Below are 16,815 nucleotides of genomic sequence, written 5' to 3' on the forward strand. Positions count from 1 at the left end.
CCTGCACGCCTCGCCACAGCCGGATGCCTGGGCAAGCCGATACGACATCGATCGCAGCGTGGCCAATTTCGACGCGGCCTATTACGGCGCGATGACCCGTTCGGTGGCGGAGACCTACCGGCAGCATGGCGAATGGGTGAACCGGCACAACGCGCTCTTCCTGCGCAGCGCGCTTCCCGGACTGTCACGAGACCAGCGCCTGCAGCCGGCGATAGACAGCGTCGCGGCGCTGGTGGGCGCCCGGCCCGAGGAAATCGCGTTGTGCGCAGGTGGCACCGAGGCGCTCTATGGCCTGATCGTCAATTATCGGCCTCTGAAGGCGGGCGACGCCGTGCTCACCGCCGACACCGATTACGACGAGATGCAATTAGCCATGAGCCATCTCGCGGCGACGCGCGGCGCGCAGCACGTTCGTATAGCGCTGCCCGAGCCGGCAACCACGGCGAACATTCTTGCCGCCTATGCACAGGCGCTGCGCGACACACCGAGGCTCAAGCTGTTGCTGCTCACCCACGTCTCGAACCGCAACGGATTGGTGCTGCCCGTCCGCGAGATTGCCGCGATGGCCAAGGCGCACGGGGTCGACGTCATCCTCGATAGCGCCCAATCGGTGGGGCTCCTCCCCGTCGACGTGGGGGCCCTGGGCGTCGACTTCATGGGCTTCAGCCTGCACAAATGGGTGGCCTCGCCGCTCGGCTCGGGCGCGATCTACATCCGCGCGAGCCGCCTCGCGGACATCGCGCCATGGCTCGGCAATCACATCCATCCCGACGACGACATTCGCGCGCGTGTACCCACCGGCACCGTGGACTTCGCCGCGCGGCTGACGATTCCAGCAGCGATCGCCGAGCATCACGCGCTGGGCCCCGATCGGAAACTGGCAACGCTCGTCGCCAAGCGTCGTTACTGGGCCGACCGCGTGCGCGACTTGCAGGATCTGGCGATCGTTCATCCGGAGGAGGACGATCGCTGCGCGGTGATCGGCGCCTTCCGCCTCCCGGGCCAGGCAAGCTGGGATCAAGCGCGAACGGCGCAGCAGCGCTTTCTCGACAGGCATCGCTTGCTGGTCGTCGCTAAGCAGGGGCTTGCGTCCGGGCCGGTGCTGCGCGTCACCCCTTCCCTCTTCAACACGCAGGACGAGCTCGACCGCCTGGTTCACGCGATCCGCGAGGAGCGGGGCCTGTTTTCCTGACGCGCACTGCGCCGTCCCTCGGACCGGCGCCGCCATCGCCGGGACAGCCGACGCATGTCCCGCCGTGCCTTGCGCAACCCCATCCAGCTGCCGGTAGCGCAGACCAGCGTGACCATCGCGAGCAGCGGCAGTACCACCAGATCCCGAAGCGGGCGGGACCGAAGACCCGGCAGGTCGAGCCGGTGAAGACCGTCCTGTAGCCAGCGAAAGGCTCGGGCGTTGCCATCGACCGCGCGGAGCAGCCCGCCCGTAGCGGGATCGATATAGAGCCGCGTAGCCTGGCCATCTGCCAGCACCGCACGCCATACCGGCAGCGATGCCGGCACCTTGTGGCCATAGTAATAGGCGTCCTCGTCCGTGAGTAGGGTTAGGCTCGTGACGCGCGGACCAGGCCGCAATGCCGCCGCGAGCGCATCACGCTGCAGCGGCGCGGGTTTACCTTGCGCATCGAAACGCACCGCTGCCCCCGCGCCATTCACCGCCAGGAGGAAAATGCGTCCCCCCAGCGGAGCACTTTCCAGCCGCCGCGTATCGGCCGGGAGATGCTCGATCCGCGCCAAGGCGGTGCGGAACGCATCCCAGCGCATCGGCCCGGCGAGGCGCGCGAGCTCTACGGCCCCCGCCTGGCTATCGAGAAAGCCCCAGGGGTTCATCGAAAGCAGTCCACTGGCCACCCAGGTGAGCGTCAGCACCCCGAAGACGAGCCCGAAGACATGGTGCCACCACCACAGCCCCATGTACGGCGAGCCGAAGCTGCCGTCCTTCCTTCGGCGCAATCGCGCAATCCCGACCCACAGGCCTGTCACCGTCAGGAAGCAGCCGATCAGCGAGGTCCAAATCACCACCTGGCTCCACAGCGCGCCATTCTGCCGCAAGAGCGTGGGATAGAGCCAGTGCGGCACCGCACCCAGCCAACCCCAGAAGCGCTCGAACCGCGTGGTCTGCTGCACCACCTCCCCGCTCCGGCGGGCGATGTACACGCTGGTGGCGGCCGGATCGGCATAGTCGATGCGGACGAGCGGACGGTTCTGGCGATAGGTCTGCACCGTCCACTGGTCGATGCCGGTCTCGGCCACGCGCTTCACCGCCCCCGCGATGCCGGCCTGCGCCGCATAGTCGGAGGCGACCCGGCGTAGGTCGGTCGGCGACAGTGCGGCCAGCAGCGCGCCGGTGGCGAGGTCGTAGCTGCCGGGCATCGACCGGATCTGCGCGATCCGCCGCTCCGGCGCCGCGGCGGGGACGACGCGCAGCATGGTCCGGCCCGCCAGGGTCTCCAGCCGCGCCGAGGCCAGCATCAAATCGTCGGGCAGGTCGATCCGCGCCAGCGCTGCAGCGGCGGGCAGCCGCAGCGGCGGCAGCCCCCGCAGTTGCTCCGCCGGGGTCAGCCGTGGATAGTCGACATAGAGCATCACGAAGCCCGACAGGCACCAGAGCGTCATCACCATGCCGATGACGACGCCCAGCCAGCGGTGCAGGACGAGGACCGCCTTGGGCATCCTCAGAAGCCCAGGCCGTAGCTGACCCGCAGCGTCCGCGGCACGCCGCGGGTGAAGTAGAGGAACCGCCCCACCCCGCTGTCCGGCACCGCGGACTGGAAGCCGCGCGTCGCATAGTCGCGGTCGAACAGATTCTCGACGTTGATGCCGAAGCGGTGGCGGCGCGCCGTGTCGGGGAAAAGGGTCAGACCGGCATCGACGATCGCATAGTTGCCATAGTTGCGGCGCCCGAAGCCGCTCGCGGTCGCATAGGCGTCGCCGACCCAGTTGACCGAGGCACTGGCCCCCACCGGCAGCCGCCGGGGACGCCACGCGACCGTGCCGCGCGCCAGTTGCTCGGGCGTACGGTCCCGCTGGAGCGACGAGCCCTCGGTACGCGCGCGGGCATGGGTGTAGCTCGCGCCCAGGTGCCAGGCATCGGCGATCACCGCGCCCAGCACCACCTCGGCACCGCGCACGTTCACGCGCGAGGCTGAGTTCGTGTAGATGCCGTCGGGATAGGCGGGGTTGGTCGTGTCGATATCGATGAGATGATCGATGCGGCGGGCGAAGACCGTCCCCTGCCAGTGGAGCAAACCGCCGGCCAGGGCGCCGCCGATCGCGGCATTGACGCTCAGGCTCTCCTCGGGCTTGAGGTTCGGGTTGCCCTGCTCGCAACAGGGATCGATCTGGTAGAGCTGCGAGGCGCTGGGCAGCAGGAACGACGTCCCGCCATTGGCCTGCACGAACAGGCGCTCGGTCAGTTCGATGCGACCGGAGACGTTCCACACTGCCTTCCGCGATCCGCTGCCGTCATTGTATCGTACCCCCGCCGAGAGGCGCGCGCGGCGTGAAAGGTCGTCGTTGGTGCGGATCTGGAAGGTGCCGGCATGGACGCGTTCCTTGGTCGCGGCGATCCGCAGCACGTCGTCGCGGCCGCTGAACTGCTGGAAATCATAGCCGATCAGATAGTCCAGCCCGCGATGCGGCCGCAGCTGCACCAGCGCACTGCCGCCATAGTCCTTGAAGCCCCAGAAGGTGCCGGCCGGATACACCACGATCGGCGCGCCGCCGCCAACGGGATTGCGGATCTGGACATAGGCCGTCTTCCAGTCGTGGAAATAGCCCTTGAGGAACAGCTGCACCACTTCGTTCCCGACATAGTCGAGCCGGACACTCGCGATCTCCTCGTTGCGATCGTTGCGGCTCTCGCGGGTGCGGGTGGGGCTGAGATTGTCGAGCTTCGCCTCGGTATGGATGTACTGGAGGTTGAACCGCCAGTCGGGGCCGAGATCGTAGCGATATTTGCCGCCGACCGACCACAGATCGTAGCCGCGCAGGCGGTCCGTCGCGCTTGGCTCCATCCGGCTATAGGGCCGATAGCCTTCGGAGCGATTGTACGACCCCCAGGCGACGAACTGGTGCCGGCCCGATCCGCCGCGCACATAGCCGCCAAGGTTGGTGCCTGCAAAGCTGTCGACGCTGGCGTCAACTTGGCCGCCGAACCGGTCCGCGAAATCGCGCGTGACGACATTGATCACGCCCGCCGCCGCCTGCGTGCCGTAGAACAGGCTCTCGCCGCCCTTCAGCACCTCGACGCGCTCGGTCATGCTGGCCGGCAGCGTGTCGTTGGGCGAGGTGCTGCCATAGAGGCGGTTGTTGATGCGGATACCGTCGACGGTCCACAGCACGTCCTGCGTCCGGGAGCCCTGCAGCGAAACGTCGACATAGCTGAACGGCCCGCTGCCGGGCTGGACGTAAAGGCCGGGCACGGAACGCAGCGCCGTCGCGACGTCGACCGCGCCGCTCTCCCGGACCTGGGCTTCGGCGAGCACCGCGAGATCGCTGCCATAGCGGGCACGCTGGTGCGGCAGCGTCTCCTCCAGGCTGGCGCCGGTAACGACCAGCGTCTCGTCCTCGCCTTCCGCCTGCGCATGGGCGGGCGGAATCGCGAAGGTAACGGCAGTAGCGAGGACGGCCACGGACCGCGTAACATACGAAAAATGCATCATTCATACCCCCGGCGTCGTCGACGTCGGGCGGGAGCGTGCCGTTCGCGCGAACGGTCGGCGCACGGCGCCGGCCGGACGCCATGGGCGACCGACGCACGTGACCGATGCGGCTCCCGCCGCTCGTTCGTCGCTCAGACGGAGTACACCGTGCCGCGGCCATCCCCTGGACCAAGGCAAGAGCGACCAGACGCCGGCAGGTCTCCTGGCTCACGGGTCGTCGCTCGATGCGCACCTTCCCAGGCCCGCCGGGCCCAGTGGCTGCTTCCTTGGGAGGAAGCCCGCGCATCTCGCTCGCCGCTTACAGTTGCAGGGACAGCCTCGGCTTCGGGAGCGTCGCTCCCACACCGCGTTCCCTTTTAAGCTCCTCTCGGAACACCAGCGCGATCATGGTTCGAACAAGGGCAATGCCGCTGTTCGAATGCAGAGGCCGTAGCGGCAGAACAGAAGGATCGCAACGACTGCCGCGCAAACCGGGGATCCGCACCTTGCGATGCAGCCCTGCACTTCAAAGGCCCATGCCCTATTGCCGGCGCGCCGCGAGACGGTACGCCTCCAGCCACTGCACGAACGCATCGAACCAATGGTCGCTCGTCTTGCCCTGTCGGCGCAGATCGAATCCATGCCCACCCTGCTCGTACACGTGCAGTTCGGCCGCGGCCCCCGCCCGACGCCAGGCGGTGTAGAGCAGGATCGGATCGTTTGGCTGATAGGCGTCGTCGGCAGCGCCCGCGATGAAGGCCGGCGGCGCGCCTGCCGGAACGGGCGTGCGCAGGCCGCCGTAGAGAAGCCCGACAAAGTCAGGGCGCGACGCCTCGGCGCCGATCGCGAGGTCGGCCGCGAGATAGGCCCCGGCCGAGAAGCCGAGAAAGCCAATTCGGTGCGGGTCGAGGCCCCATTCGGTCGCACGCTGCCGCACGATCGCCATCGCGCGGGCGCCGTCCTCGACCGCATGGGGCTCGCCCGCGAATGCCGGCAGCTCGAGGGGCGCTCCGCTTGTGGCCCGCGCCGTCACCCGCTCCATTTCCTTCAGATGGACCTCAGGCATCCGCATCGGCCCTGCGCCGCTACGGATGGTGCGGTATTTGAGCACGAACGCGGTGAAGCCACGGCTGGCCAGCGCGCGGGCAATCTCGATCCCGCCGAAGCCATAGCTCAACGCGACGAACCCGCCTCCAGGAGCAACGATTACCGCCACGCCGTTCCCGCGACCGGGCGCGGGGCGGAAGAGCTCCAACGTCGGCACGCTGACGTCGTAGATCAACGTCTCGCCCGTCTCGGTCAGGTCCCGAACCTCGGGAACGCCCAGCGATGGTACGCTGCCCTTTGCGGAAAGAGGGATGATAGCTCCTGGCTGCGCGCGCACGGCAGTGGCAGCGAGGCAAGCCGCAGCCGCAAGCCCAGCGGTCACCGCCCTGCAGATCCGCATGCCGGCCATCGTCAGATCCGGGCCTTGAGCGTCAGATAGGCAGCACGCGGCTGATTGGGTGCGACCACGGGATAGCCCATATAGGAATAGGGGTCCCACGCGCGGCGATTACCGAGATTGACCACCGACGCGCCAAGGGTGAACCGACCGATGTCATAGGCGGCCTGGGCATCGACCACCGCATAGCCCGGCACTGCGATGGTGTTCGGCAGGTTCAGTTCGCGCGCGGTGAAGGCGCTGACGCCGGCACCGAAGGACAGGCCCTTGGCGGGGCCGTGGAGGATCCGGTACCGCGCCGCGACCCGCCCACTGCTCTCTGGCACGCGGGCGAGCCGGTCTCCCGGCGCCACCCCGTCATCGCGCGTGTCGGTATAGGCATAGTTGGCGAGCAGCGAAAAGGCCGGGCTCGGCTCCCAGACGACATCCATTTCCGCGCCGCGGGCGCGCTGCCGGCCGCTCTGGATGTAGAAGCCGACATTGGCCGGATCGGTGGTGACGACATTGTCGTGGGTCTGCCGGAAGACCGCGAGCGTGCCGGACAGGCCTGTGCCGGCAAGCGCCAGCTTCACGCCGCCTTCAAGGTTGCTGGACGTCTCCGGGACGGGCGCCGCCGTGCCGATAAAGCCAAAGGGCGCGCGGAACGCGGTGGCATAACCCGCGAACAAGGCAACCCCCTTGCCGATATCGAAGGTCGCGCCGAGCCGCGGCGAGACATGGGTGTAGGTCCTGTTGTTCGCGACGCCGATATTGCTGTTCTCCAGGAACTTGAGCGAGGTCAGCCGCAGCCCCCCGGTCAAGTGGAGGCGGCCATAGGTCGCCTGGTCCTGGATATATCCGGCCAAGGTCTCGAACCGGTCGTCCGTGTAGGAGTTGACGGGCAGCTGGGCTGTGTAGCGCAGGTCGTACCGAGGATCAGACAGGTCGATCGTACCCAGAGGCGAATCGCTGACGAACAGTCCCATGCCGCTGTAGAAGCTGGTCCAGTCATAGTTGACGCCGCCGAGCAGCCGGTGAGTGCCCCCCAGCATCTCCAGCGTTCCCGCCAGATTGGCATCGGCGGTCGCTTCCCTGGTGCGATTGCGCATCGTGATCGGGAAGACATCGTACAGCGGGGCCACCGTCCCGGTGGGCATCAGGCCTGGATAGACGAAGCTGCCCTGCTCATCGATGTCGCTCGTATAGTAGCGACCGCTCACCGTCAGTTTCACACGGTTCGAAAAGGCATGCCGCAGCGTCGCCATGCCCATGCGGATATCGTTGGTCGTCGGCGGCTGGTCGATCGCCGCACCGGGAAAGGCGTTGCGCCGGATCGTGCCGGCGAGCGCTGCATCGGCCGGCAGGCCCGAATATTCCAAGGTGCTGCGGTGGCTGAACTGCCCCTGGACCAGCAGATCGGTTGCCGCGTCGATCTGGTAAGAAAGGCTGGGCTGGATCGACCAGCGACGCCCATCGACCTTGTCGATCCAGCTGTCGTTGCGCTGGTACTCGCCCGCGATACGCGTTGCCAGGCCATCCGCGAGTGGCACGTTCAGATCGCCATAGGGATTCCAGGTCGAAAAGCTGCCGGCACGCAGCGCCAGAGTGCCGCCAAGCTTTTCCGCCGGCCGTTCGCTTTCAAGATTGATGATGCCGCCGAGCGGCGTACCGAGGCCGCCGCCGTACAGCGTGGCACTCGGGCCCTTGAGCACATCGATGCGGGCGATGCCGACCAGGCCGTTCGGATCATAGGCCTGCTGGTTGCCCGCAAAGATGGGCAGGCCGTCGAGATACACCTCTGCCGGGAAGCCGCGGATGATCGGCGGGATGAACAGCACTTCATCGGATCGCGTGGGGGTGACCCCCGAGACGTTGACCAGCGCCTCGCCGAGTGTGCGCCGGTCCTGTTCCTCGATCAGCGTGCGGGTCAGCACCTGGATCGACTGGGGAATCTGGATCAGCGGCGTGTCGGTCCGCGTGCCCGCATCGGTCGCCGGCACGCCATAGCCACCTCGAACACCGATCACGAGGATGTCGCCGGTCCAGCCCTCCTGCCCGCGCTCGGGCGGCTGCGCAGGCGTGGTGGACTGCGCCCAGGCGCTTGCGGCGGCCATGAAGGCGAATACGGATATAGCGGACTTCGCGAGGAAGGCGTTTTGCATGAACGATACTTTCGAAAGGCCATGACGGGCACGCCGCAGGGCGGCCATCGTGGCTGGGAAATGAGGGTGGCGCGGCCATGCGCCTGCGGACGCTCGCATCACGGCGTTCCGAGCTTGACGCGAATGCCGGCCATGGCCGTGAACGGCTTGCCGTAGAGCGCTGCGGTGAAGCCGTCGTTGGTGCCGATATAGCGCTGATCGAACAGGTTCTCGATTTGCCCGAAAACCTCGAGATCGCGCCGCACCGCCATGCTCGCCCCGAGGTCGGCGATGAAATGCGCGTCGGTCCGGTAGATCGCGTCGGGGTCGCCATTGGTCCGCGCCAGGTAGCGGACGCGCGGGCTGACCCGGATGCCGCGCGGGCCGGTCCAGTCCAGGCTCGCGCTCGCCCGGTGGCTGGGGACGCCGGGCTGCTGCACGCCGACGCTGGCCGGATCCTCGGGGTTCCGGGTGACGATCGAATCCGCATAGGTATTGGCGATGGTGCCGGCTAGGCTGGCGCTCGGCCGCCAGGTCAGTTCCGCCTCCACGCCGCGACTGCGGGCGCGGCCTGCGTTGATCAGCCGCGCGCCGATATCGAACCCCGGCGGCAGCATGGCCGGATCGAGGTAGCGATAGGTCAGGAAGTCCGAGATGCGGCTGGCATAGGCGGTCACCTGCACGCGCAGCGCACCGCGATCCATGTCGAACCCGGCTTCCGCGCCCTCCAGCGTTTCGGGCTTGAGCGCGGCATTGGCGTATAGGATGTAGCCCGGCACCGACGCACCGCGATACAGATTGTCGAGCGTCGGCGCGCGGAAAGCACGATATACGGCACCGCGGAGTGCAAAGCCGGCGGGCAGCGCGTATCGCAGGGAGAGACGCGGATCGACATCGCTGTCGTGACGGCTGGCCACCCTGCCCAGCCCGCCGGGCGTGTCGTCCACGCCGTGAAAGCTGTAGAAATCCTGGTAGCGAACGCTCAGCAGCATCTGCAGCCGATCGACGGGGCGCACCTCCACCTGCGCAAAGCCGCCCAGGAACCGCTGGTTGCCTGAGCCCATATCGATCCGCACCAGCGCGCCGGTCTCCTCGAAGATCCGCGCATGGTCGCTGCCCCGAATGCCGTGATAATCGGCGCCTGCCGATACCGAGCGAACGACGCCCGAGAAGCTTTGCGTCCACAGCAGCGACGCCCCCCAGTCGGTCGCGCGCGTGCGATGGCTGTTCTGGACGAACTCGACGTCGTTGGGATTGGCGCCGGCCGGCGCGCCCGGGTTGTTGGTGACGAAATGCTCGTCATTGTGGAAGACGGTAAGGTCCAGCGCCGCGCCCGCGCGCGGGGTCCAGCGGAGCGCGCCCGTGTAGCGCCAGGTCCGCTGCTCGTTGGTGTTGGCCCGCGTGAGAAAGGTCTGGTCATTGTCGTAATAGCTGACCCGGCCGCGTGCGGTGAGGTCGGGTGCCAGGTCGACATTGCCGGACAGCGCGGCGGTGCGGGCGGTGAACGACGTCGGGACCGTCGCCGCGCCCCGCGCGCTCTCGACCTGCTCGACATAGCCGTCGCTATGGCTGATGCCGGCATCGAGCCCCGGGGCCGAAGCCCTTCCCCGCCAGCGCGGCATGGCCGTCGCCACGATAGCTGCCACGGCTGCCGCCGGCCGCCTCCGCCACGAGGCTGGTCCGGTCGATCGGCTTGGTCAGGATGTTGATGACCCCGCCCATCGCGTAATTGCCCCAGAGCGGCGCGCCGCCACCGCGCACCACCTCGATCCGGTCGACCGTCTCGAGCGGAACTTCGCTCCACTGGACATAGCCGAAGAACGGGTCGTTGATCGGCGCTCCGTCCAGCAGCACCAACGCGCGAATGCCGCTCAATCCGCGCATCGAGACGATCGTATTGGTCGGGTGCTGCTCGTTCGTGCCGGCGATCGACATATCCACCGAGGGGATGCGGCGCAGCACCTCGTCGATCGAGCGCGCCGGGGTGCGCTCGATCTGGTCGCCGGTGACGACGGAGACGCTCGCCGGCACCTCGGCGCGCGCACGTGCCGAACGGGTGGCGGTTACGACGATGTCGCCTGGAGACGCAGGCATGGATTGGCCGAAGGCCGGAACATGGGCCAGCAGGCACGGTAGCGCGCCGCCTGCCAGCAGGAGGGTTCGTTGCATGGGAAAACCTCTGATCGGCCGGACGCCCCAAGGCGCCGGCGACGGATCACGAGCGTAGCGCGACGGGCGACACGCAGCGGAGGATCAACGCAGGATCGGGGGTCCCCGCAGAGGTGGTCGCAGAAAGGTCGGTTGGTCGGGGGCGGGCAATCGGACGCGAGCGACTCCCACCGCCATCACGAAGGCGATCAGTGCTTCGAGCTGCAGCGGATCGACCGCGCCGGTAGCAGCGGCCGAGAGCCCGGCGAAGGCGCACGGCAGTTCCGCCTTGCCATGGTGCTTCGGCGCGGTCGGATCGGGCATGTTTTCGCGCACCGCCGGCATGGCCATGGGCGCGCCGGTCCCCGAGCAGAAACCGATGAACGGGCGGCCGTGGTCCGCATCCACCATGTAGCCGCTGGGTACAATCAGCTTCAGCAGCAGCGCCGCCGTGCAGAGAAGCATGGCCAGATTGCGTTGCGCGAGGAGGTGCCGGAAGGCTTGCACAACGATCATCTAGCTGCCTGAAGACAAGGTGTCACTTGGACAATATGTTACACGGCTGTTTGTCCAGGCGAGCTACGGGCCGTTGGCCCGGTCTCGTTTGGCATTTGATGATCGCCACGTCACATTGACGTTGCCTGAGCGGCCAAAGCGACTTCGATAAACGCTCGGGCAGTTGATCCCAGTCCTTCGGGCGGCGACGGGCGACCTGCACCGAACAGGGCGTTTTCTGCCCCATCTCAGCTCTCCCCTGTAAGCGATCGGAGGTGCAAATCGGCTAGCAGCACAATCATCAACGCCTTTGGGAGACGCAAGGTGATCGCGATGCAATCCACCGCTACTGATCGCATTCTTCGGCTCAAGGCGGTGCTGGCGCTGACAGGCCTCACGCGCTCCACCCTCTACCGGAAAATGGAAGCAGGCACCTTTCCCCAGAGCATCCAGATCAGCACTCGCTGCACGGGGTGGCGCGCATCCGCCATCGAGCGCTGGATTGACAACCCCGCTACCTATCAGACCACCGTGCAATCAGACCGATGAAGCGGCCGAAATCCTACGGTGCAAGCACCTGGCCAAACGCGCATTTTTCTGCGGGAGGAAACGGATGAACCGCCGAGAATGGGGAACGCGGAAGCCCCCGTGGCATTGTGTCCCGGGTGAGGTTTGCAATATGAAGTCGGTGCTGATCGTCGAGGACGAAATCTTCATTGCGATGGAGATAGAACGGATCCTGCAGGATGCCGGCTACACGGTGGTCGGCATTGCCGCCGATCAGCCCGAGGCGATCGCTGCGGCCGCGGCGGCCGAAGTGGCCTTTGTCGACCTGAACCTCCGGGATGGCCCGACCGGTCCGGACCTGGCGCAGCAACTGGCGGAACGCTTCGGCGTGCGGATTGTCTACGTCACCGCCAACCCGAGCCAGATCGTGACCCCTGCGCCGACCGCGATCGGCTGTATCCGCAAACCTTTCTCGGAAGATGCGATACGATCGGCAGCAGCGATCGCAGCGGAGGTGGAAGCGCCGCCCGCCGCCCATCAGGACATCATTAAGCTATAGGGGCTGCGGCACGCGGTTCAGCGCGGACGCCGGCAGCACGAGGTGCAGCCGCAAGCCTTCCACCGACCAATCCCGGTCGATCTGCCCGCCCAGCTGCCGGATGGCGCTGAGCTCGATCAGCTTGGTGCCGAAGCCCTCCTGCGAGGGCGCCGCGACGGCAGGCCCGCCCTGCTCGTGCCACTCGAGATGGACACGCGCATCATCCGCTGCGATCCTGATCCGAACCTCGCCGTCGCTGGACGAGAGCGAGCCATATTTGGCTGCATTGGTCGCAAGCTCGTGGAACAGAAGCGCCAGCGGCGTGTCGGATCGATCGTCAATGATCGCGTCGTCACCCAGGATCGTGATGCGGCCCGCATAGGCTTCCAGCAGGTTTCCCAGCATGCCCGTCAGGCTATCCTGCACGGCGCTCGGCTTCGACGCTTCGCTGTGGGGGCGCACGAAATCATGGGCGCGCCCCAGCGCCAGGATGCGCTCGCGCAGATCATTCGAGGCCTCGGCCATCTCCGGATGGTGCCGGGTTGAGAAGCTGATCAGACCGCTGATCACCGAGAAGATATTCTTGATCCGGTGGCTCAGCTCGTGCGCGACGATCTCGCGCTGCACCTGGATCATCTTCTGGTCGTGGATATCGGTGCAGGTCCCGAACCACCGCGTGATCGCGCCGTCACGGTCGCGGATGGGCAGCGCCCGGCCCAGCACCCACCGATAGACGCCATCGGCATGCTTCAGCCGATATTCGATTTCGTAGGGCTTGCCGGTCTCGAGCGAGTGTCGCCACGCCGACCAGGCCCTGGGCTGGTCGTCAGGATGGAACATGCCGTTCCATCCTTCCCCATCGGCGGAGCCGGACGGCACGCCCGTGAACGCATACCAATGCGCATTGTAATAATCGTGGAATCCGTCCGGGCGCGTTGACCAGACCATCTGCGGCATCGCGTCCGCCAGGATGCGGAATTTCGCCTCCCGCTCCTCCAGTTCGCGGTCGGTGCGGCGCGAAGCGCGGCGGGCGCCGAGCAATGCCATGACGTTCGCGGCCAGGACGCGCAGGCCCTCCTGCCGCACATCGCTCAAGCCCGCGCGCGGCGCGCGGTCGATGACACACAGCGCGCCGAGTTGCACCCCGTCCTCTGACACCAGCGGCGCGCCGGCGTAGAAGCGGATACAAGGCTCCCCCGTCACCAGCGCGTTCTCGCGGAAGCGCGGGTCGCGCGTCGCGTCGGCTACGACCATGATGTCCGTGCCGCGCATCGCGTGGGCGCAGAAGGACGTCTCGCGCGGGGTCTCGCGAACGTCGAGTCCGGTCCGCACCGGAAACCATTGCCGCTCGCCTTCGACGATGCTCACCAACGCGATCGGCGCCTCGCACAGGGTCGACGCGAAATCGGTGATCCGGGTCAGTTTGGGACTGCCGATCAGATCGGCCAGTCCGAAACTTCGGATCGCCGCGGCTCGTACGGTCTCGTCCTGGCAGAAATTACCCTCGAGGGTGTCGGTCATTTGCGGAACAATCTCTTCCAAATCGCACGACCGATGGATCAAGGGCGTGGCATTGCTGCTGGAGCAACCTCAGCCGCATGGCGCCGAAGGAAACCCGGCGACATGCGGCTGTCGGAACGTCTCAGATATCGTCGCCGAGCGCGCCCTTGACGCTGCCCTTCACGTCCTGTGCGGTGCTCTTGAGCTGCTGCGCCTCGCCTTCGGCGACCAGCTTGTCGTTGTCGGTCGCCTTGCCGATCGCTTCCTTGACATTGCCAACGATCTTGTTGCCGGCCGCGTTGATCTTGTCGGTGAGTTCGCCCACGGGAGTTTTTCAAGATGTCGGTTAAAGCAGCCTGCAATTAACGGACTGACATAGGTCAAGTTCCTCGGCGCTGTTGCCTGCTTCCCGTGATCCGCAGAGGCCGCTGACCGCAAACGCGCTCCCGGCCACTTCGGCAACGCCCCATGCGCCGACGGAGGTCAGGCCTGGACAGGATCGGCCGGCACAGGTGCCTGAAGCGGCGCTTCGGCTCGCGGTTCCAGAAAGCGGACGTACCGTGCTTGTGAACGAGGGTTCGGCACCTCTCCGAACAGATCGCGGCGCAGCGCATATCCGGCTTCTCGCGCCAGGTCATCGAGGTTGACGCACGCATCGACGTGCCATCCCGGCGCCCCCTGGCGGGCAGCCTGCACCGCCTCCCGCAAGCTTGCCGCGTTCAGGAAGCGATAGTCATGCTGTTCGCGCATCGCGCTAGCCGAATTGCGTCCAAGCTCGGCAACGAAGAACGATGGCCCGTCTCGCCGATTGTCCGGCGCCAGATGTTCGAGCTCCAGTTCGATCCAGCCGTCGAGATGGGCGGCACGCATCGCGCCGGCAAATCGCGATTGGCAATCGCGGAGGAGTTGCTCCTCGCTGGCCGCGACCAGCGCATGGACCTCGTGACACTCGAACAGATTACCGTCGCGCATGCCTCCGATTTCCACGAGGTAGAGCTTCATCCTAGATCCTTCACGCTTGTGTTCCGAGGGCGCGCCCGACATGCACGTTGGTGCAGGAACCTCCCAGCGGCGGGCCGCGTTCCAGCAATCCTTCGAAGCGCACGGCGCGAATAGAGGCTTTCCGTATCCATACCAAGGATCGCCATGATCTGGGCGAGCGCATCGCGATTGTCGGTGCCGGCGCCACCGGCACCTATGTGCTGGATGCCCTGCTCCGCAGCGGCGTCGCGCGCGAGATCGCCATATTCGAAAGCAGCGCCGCGCTGGGCCCCGGCCTCGCCTATGCCGAGCATCTCAACGCGCCGCATGCCCTGTCGAACATTGCCGGCATCGAAATCCCGCCGCTGATCGAAAGTCTCAACGCGTGGGCGGTGCGGCAGTCTCCGGACAAGCTTGATGCCTGGGGCATTCACGCGTGCGCCGGCGACGATCGCGCCTTCTTCCCGCGGGTGGCTTTGGGTGCCTGGCTCGCCGATCAGTTCGCCATGATTGTCGCCGGCAGTCCGATACCGATCTCGGTGCAGCGGCAAGCGGAAGTGGTTGACGTCGTGGCGATGCCGCAGGGCTGCCGGGTCGAGTGGCGCGGCACTGACGGCCGCATCGTGCAGGACCAGTTCGACCGGCTGATCGTGGCAACCGGCTATGGCCCGATCGCAGCGAATATGACGGCGGCAGCCGCTCGCACTGGGGAGCCCCCTACAGCCATGAGACGGGCCCGGCAGACCGAACGCTTCGGGGTGCTGGGCTCATCCCTGTCCGCGATCGACGTGGTGACCGCGATCGCCACCGCCCGCGGCACGTTCGTACCGGACGGCGATACCCTGACTTATGTTGCCGAAACCCCGTGGCAGGCGACCTTGCTCAGCCGGAACGGCCTGTTGCCGGAAGCGGATTACTGGTTCCCCCATCCCCTCCCCAGCTTGAAGGGGTTCACGCCGGAGACTGCGGCCGCGACATTGCGGGGCGAAGACGGCGATCTGGACAGGCTGTTCGACCAGTTCATCGCGGTGCTTCGCAAGGGCGCGTCCGATTGGGCCGCGCGTCTTGGTCTTGCCGAGGCGACGGCGGATGATTTCGCGGATCGCTACTTCGCCGCCCGACATTCAAGCAATGCTTGGGACTACGCCCGCCATAATCTGGCCGACGTACGTCACTGGCATGCGCATCACGACACGCCCTTCTGGCGCATCGCGATCCTCAAGGCGCACGAGGTGTTCGCCACGGCGATCCCGTCGCTGTCGAAAACCGATCTTGCCCGCTTCCATCGTGGCCTGAAGCGCGTGTTTACCGACAATTACGCAGCTGTCCCGCATCTCTCGATCGAACGGATCCTGGCGTTGCACGACGCGGGGCATCTCGAGGCGCAGGCGCTGGGTAACGCCTATGACATCGCGCCGCAGCAGGATGGCACCTGCCTGGTGCATTCTCCGAACTGGACCAGCGCGTTCGACGAACTGCTCGACGCCCGCGGATCGCAAACGGCCGCCCTGAACCACTTCCCCTTCCCCACCCTGCGCCTTCAGCTATGCGCCAGCGCGCTGGAAGCGGATCAGGCATGGAGCAGCGGCCTCAATCCAGCAGGCGACCTCACCATGCGCGAACAGGACTCCTCGCTCGAGCGCGTACATCTTTGCGCGCTGCCCTTTTTGCTTGGCAATCGACCGTTCGTGCAGGGGCTCGTGGAATGTGCCGCCATGGCGACCGCGATCAGTGGTGCGATTCAGGAAGCGCGCGGCGCGACAGATGGGGATCAGATCTCCGCCGCGGAGCTACTCGATGTCCTGGAAAGGCCCAGCGTCATCCTTTCGGACGGAGCGGTGCTCCCGCTGGCTGGTTCGAAGCAATGAAGACGGCGCGGTCCCGGCCTATGACGACCGAAGAGACCGCGCCCTACTCGGGGACGTGGAGAGCCACGGCGCTCGGTCAGGCCGCGATCGGAAGCGGTTCCGGGCGTGGCGTGGGAGCAGAGCGCGCCTGAATGGCGCTCAGCGACGACAGCAAACTGACCACCGCACCCTCGGCGCATGCGAAATCCTGGCGCTTGGTGTTGAGGACGCCTTCGGTCATCAGCGTCTCGAGCGCAGCACGCGCCCGCGACACGCGGCTTTTGACCGTGCCCAGCATCACGCCGGTAACCTCGGCGACTTCCTCATAGGACATGCCCGCCGCGGCGACCATATCCGACGGCAAAGTGTGGAATGACGAAGCCTGGGACTTTCCAGCTATTTCCCGCACCGTATCTGAAAGACGGCTTCAGTCAAAACCGGACATTCCCATTTGATCTTAATGGCAGACGAATGAGCAGAGCTGGCGCAAAGGGCGCCAGCTCTTGGGTGGAACAATGCAAAATCGGACATGAACGTACTGAACTGAGTCGCGTTTCCCATGCGGACCTGCGCCCTT

The 16,815-nt window shown here is 66.5% G+C and carries 15 protein-coding genes and 1 riboswitch; of the genes, 4 read left to right on the forward strand and 11 right to left on the reverse strand.

Annotated elements, in window-relative coordinates:
* Window positions 1-58 precede the first annotated feature (58 nt).
* A complete protein-coding gene (locus tag QZ670_RS02075; RefSeq protein WP_365894592.1) occupies window positions 59-1,192 on the forward strand; it encodes an aminotransferase class V-fold PLP-dependent enzyme in 1,134 nt (377 codons plus the stop codon).
* On the opposite strand, the gene QZ670_RS02080 is transcribed toward QZ670_RS02075, so the two are convergent.
* The 7 genes from QZ670_RS02080 to QZ670_RS02110 form a co-directional block, all read right to left on the reverse strand.
* Entirely contained in the window at window positions 1,156-2,688 is a 1,533-nt protein-coding gene (locus tag QZ670_RS02080; protein ID WP_294251427.1) for a PepSY domain-containing protein, read from the reverse strand. The genes QZ670_RS02075 and QZ670_RS02080 overlap by 37 nt on opposite strands.
* Before the next feature lie 2 nt (window positions 2,689-2,690).
* Window positions 2,691-4,649: a TonB-dependent receptor plug domain-containing protein gene (locus QZ670_RS02085; RefSeq protein ID WP_365894594.1), complete on the reverse strand. Its 1,959-nt coding sequence runs from the start codon at window positions 4,647-4,649 to the stop codon at window positions 2,691-2,693.
* 204 nt (window positions 4,650-4,853) lie between these two features.
* Window positions 4,854-5,074: riboswitch (cobalamin riboswitch) on the reverse strand.
* A 125-nt stretch (window positions 5,075-5,199) separates the two neighbouring features.
* The gene (locus tag QZ670_RS02090) at window positions 5,200-6,114 is read right to left on the reverse strand and encodes an alpha/beta hydrolase (protein WP_294251431.1); all 915 of its coding nucleotides are present in this window, start codon (window positions 6,112-6,114) and stop codon (window positions 5,200-5,202) included.
* Between the two features lie 2 nt (window positions 6,115-6,116).
* Window positions 6,117-8,195: a TonB-dependent siderophore receptor gene (locus QZ670_RS02095; protein ID WP_294251434.1), complete on the reverse strand. Its 2,079-nt coding sequence runs from the start codon at window positions 8,193-8,195 to the stop codon at window positions 6,117-6,119.
* 146 nt (window positions 8,196-8,341) lie between these two features.
* Window positions 8,342-9,856 (reverse strand): TonB-dependent receptor, encoded by a 1,515-nt coding sequence (locus QZ670_RS02100; RefSeq protein ID WP_294251439.1) that lies wholly within the window; start codon window positions 9,854-9,856, stop codon window positions 8,342-8,344.
* Window positions 9,786-10,391: a TonB-dependent receptor plug domain-containing protein gene (locus QZ670_RS02105; protein WP_294251441.1), complete on the reverse strand. Its 606-nt coding sequence runs from the start codon at window positions 10,389-10,391 to the stop codon at window positions 9,786-9,788. The genes QZ670_RS02100 and QZ670_RS02105 overlap by 71 nt, the downstream gene beginning before the upstream one ends.
* A gap of 84 nt (window positions 10,392-10,475) precedes the next feature.
* Window positions 10,476-10,886: a DUF2946 family protein gene (locus tag QZ670_RS02110; protein ID WP_294251446.1), complete on the reverse strand. Its 411-nt coding sequence runs from the start codon at window positions 10,884-10,886 to the stop codon at window positions 10,476-10,478.
* Between the two features lie 312 nt (window positions 10,887-11,198).
* On the opposite strand from QZ670_RS02110, the gene QZ670_RS02115 reads away from it, so the two are divergent.
* Window positions 11,199-11,414: an AlpA family phage regulatory protein gene (locus QZ670_RS02115; RefSeq protein WP_294251965.1), complete on the forward strand. Its 216-nt coding sequence runs from the start codon at window positions 11,199-11,201 to the stop codon at window positions 11,412-11,414.
* A 130-nt stretch (window positions 11,415-11,544) separates the two neighbouring features.
* Window positions 11,545-11,931 carry a response regulator gene (locus tag QZ670_RS02120; RefSeq protein WP_294251449.1) on the forward strand — a complete coding sequence of 129 codons (387 nt, stop codon included), beginning with the start codon at window positions 11,545-11,547 and terminating at the stop codon, window positions 11,929-11,931.
* Here the strand turns inward: QZ670_RS02120 and QZ670_RS02125 are convergent.
* From QZ670_RS02125 to QZ670_RS02135, 3 genes are all read right to left on the reverse strand, one after another.
* On the reverse strand, window positions 11,926-13,431 hold the full coding sequence (locus tag QZ670_RS02125) for a PAS domain-containing protein (protein ID WP_294251452.1): 1,506 nt from the start codon (window positions 13,429-13,431) through the stop codon (window positions 11,926-11,928). The two genes, QZ670_RS02120 and QZ670_RS02125, sit on opposite strands and share 6 nt — an antisense overlap.
* A 121-nt stretch (window positions 13,432-13,552) precedes the next feature.
* Complete coding sequence (locus QZ670_RS02130) at window positions 13,553-13,735, reverse strand: CsbD family protein (protein ID WP_294251455.1); 183 nt, start codon at window positions 13,733-13,735, stop codon at window positions 13,553-13,555.
* Between the two features lie 158 nt (window positions 13,736-13,893).
* The gene (locus QZ670_RS02135; protein WP_294251457.1) at window positions 13,894-14,412 is read right to left on the reverse strand and encodes a hypothetical protein; all 519 of its coding nucleotides are present in this window, start codon (window positions 14,410-14,412) and stop codon (window positions 13,894-13,896) included.
* Window positions 14,413-14,462: 50 nt separating this feature from the next.
* Between QZ670_RS02135 and QZ670_RS02140 the strand changes: the two genes are divergently transcribed.
* Window positions 14,463-16,259, forward strand: coding sequence for an FAD/NAD(P)-binding protein (locus tag QZ670_RS02140; RefSeq protein ID WP_294251460.1), 1,797 nt, complete (start codon window positions 14,463-14,465; stop codon window positions 16,257-16,259).
* Window positions 16,260-16,335: 76 nt separating this feature from the next.
* Here the strand turns inward: QZ670_RS02140 and QZ670_RS02145 are convergent, their stop codons facing one another.
* Window positions 16,336-16,590: a sigma factor-like helix-turn-helix DNA-binding protein gene (locus tag QZ670_RS02145; protein ID WP_294251463.1), complete on the reverse strand. Its 255-nt coding sequence runs from the start codon at window positions 16,588-16,590 to the stop codon at window positions 16,336-16,338.
* Between the last annotated feature and the right edge of the window lie 225 nt (window positions 16,591-16,815).

Source organism: uncultured Sphingomonas sp., from assembly GCF_913774285.1.
Lineage (GTDB): Bacteria > Pseudomonadota > Alphaproteobacteria > Sphingomonadales > Sphingomonadaceae > Sphingomonas.

Coding starts and splice junctions, on each gene's coding strand:
- QZ670_RS02145 (WP_294251463.1), bottom strand. CDS start 16,590: ATGGTCGCCGCGGCGGGCATGTCCTATGAGGAAGTCGCCGAGGTTACC.
- QZ670_RS02135 (WP_294251457.1), bottom strand. CDS start 14,412: ATGAAGCTCTACCTCGTGGAAATCGGAGGCATGCGCGACGGTAATCTG.
- QZ670_RS02095 (WP_294251434.1), bottom strand. CDS start 8,195: ATGGCCGCCGCAAGCGCCTGGGCGCAGTCCACCACGCCTGCGCAGCCG.
- QZ670_RS02080 (WP_294251427.1), bottom strand. CDS start 2,688: ATGCCCAAGGCGGTCCTCGTCCTGCACCGCTGGCTGGGCGTCGTCATC.
- QZ670_RS02125 (WP_294251452.1), bottom strand. CDS start 13,431: ATGACCGACACCCTCGAGGGTAATTTCTGCCAGGACGAGACCGTACGA.
- QZ670_RS02115 (WP_294251965.1), top strand. CDS start 11,199: ATGCAATCCACCGCTACTGATCGCATTCTTCGGCTCAAGGCGGTGCTG.
- QZ670_RS02105 (WP_294251441.1), bottom strand. CDS start 10,391: ATGCAACGAACCCTCCTGCTGGCAGGCGGCGCGCTACCGTGCCTGCTG.
- QZ670_RS02110 (WP_294251446.1), bottom strand. CDS start 10,886: ATGATCGTTGTGCAAGCCTTCCGGCACCTCCTCGCGCAACGCAATCTG.
- QZ670_RS02120 (WP_294251449.1), top strand. CDS start 11,545: ATGAAGTCGGTGCTGATCGTCGAGGACGAAATCTTCATTGCGATGGAG.
- QZ670_RS02090 (WP_294251431.1), bottom strand. CDS start 6,114: ATGGCCGGCATGCGGATCTGCAGGGCGGTGACCGCTGGGCTTGCGGCT.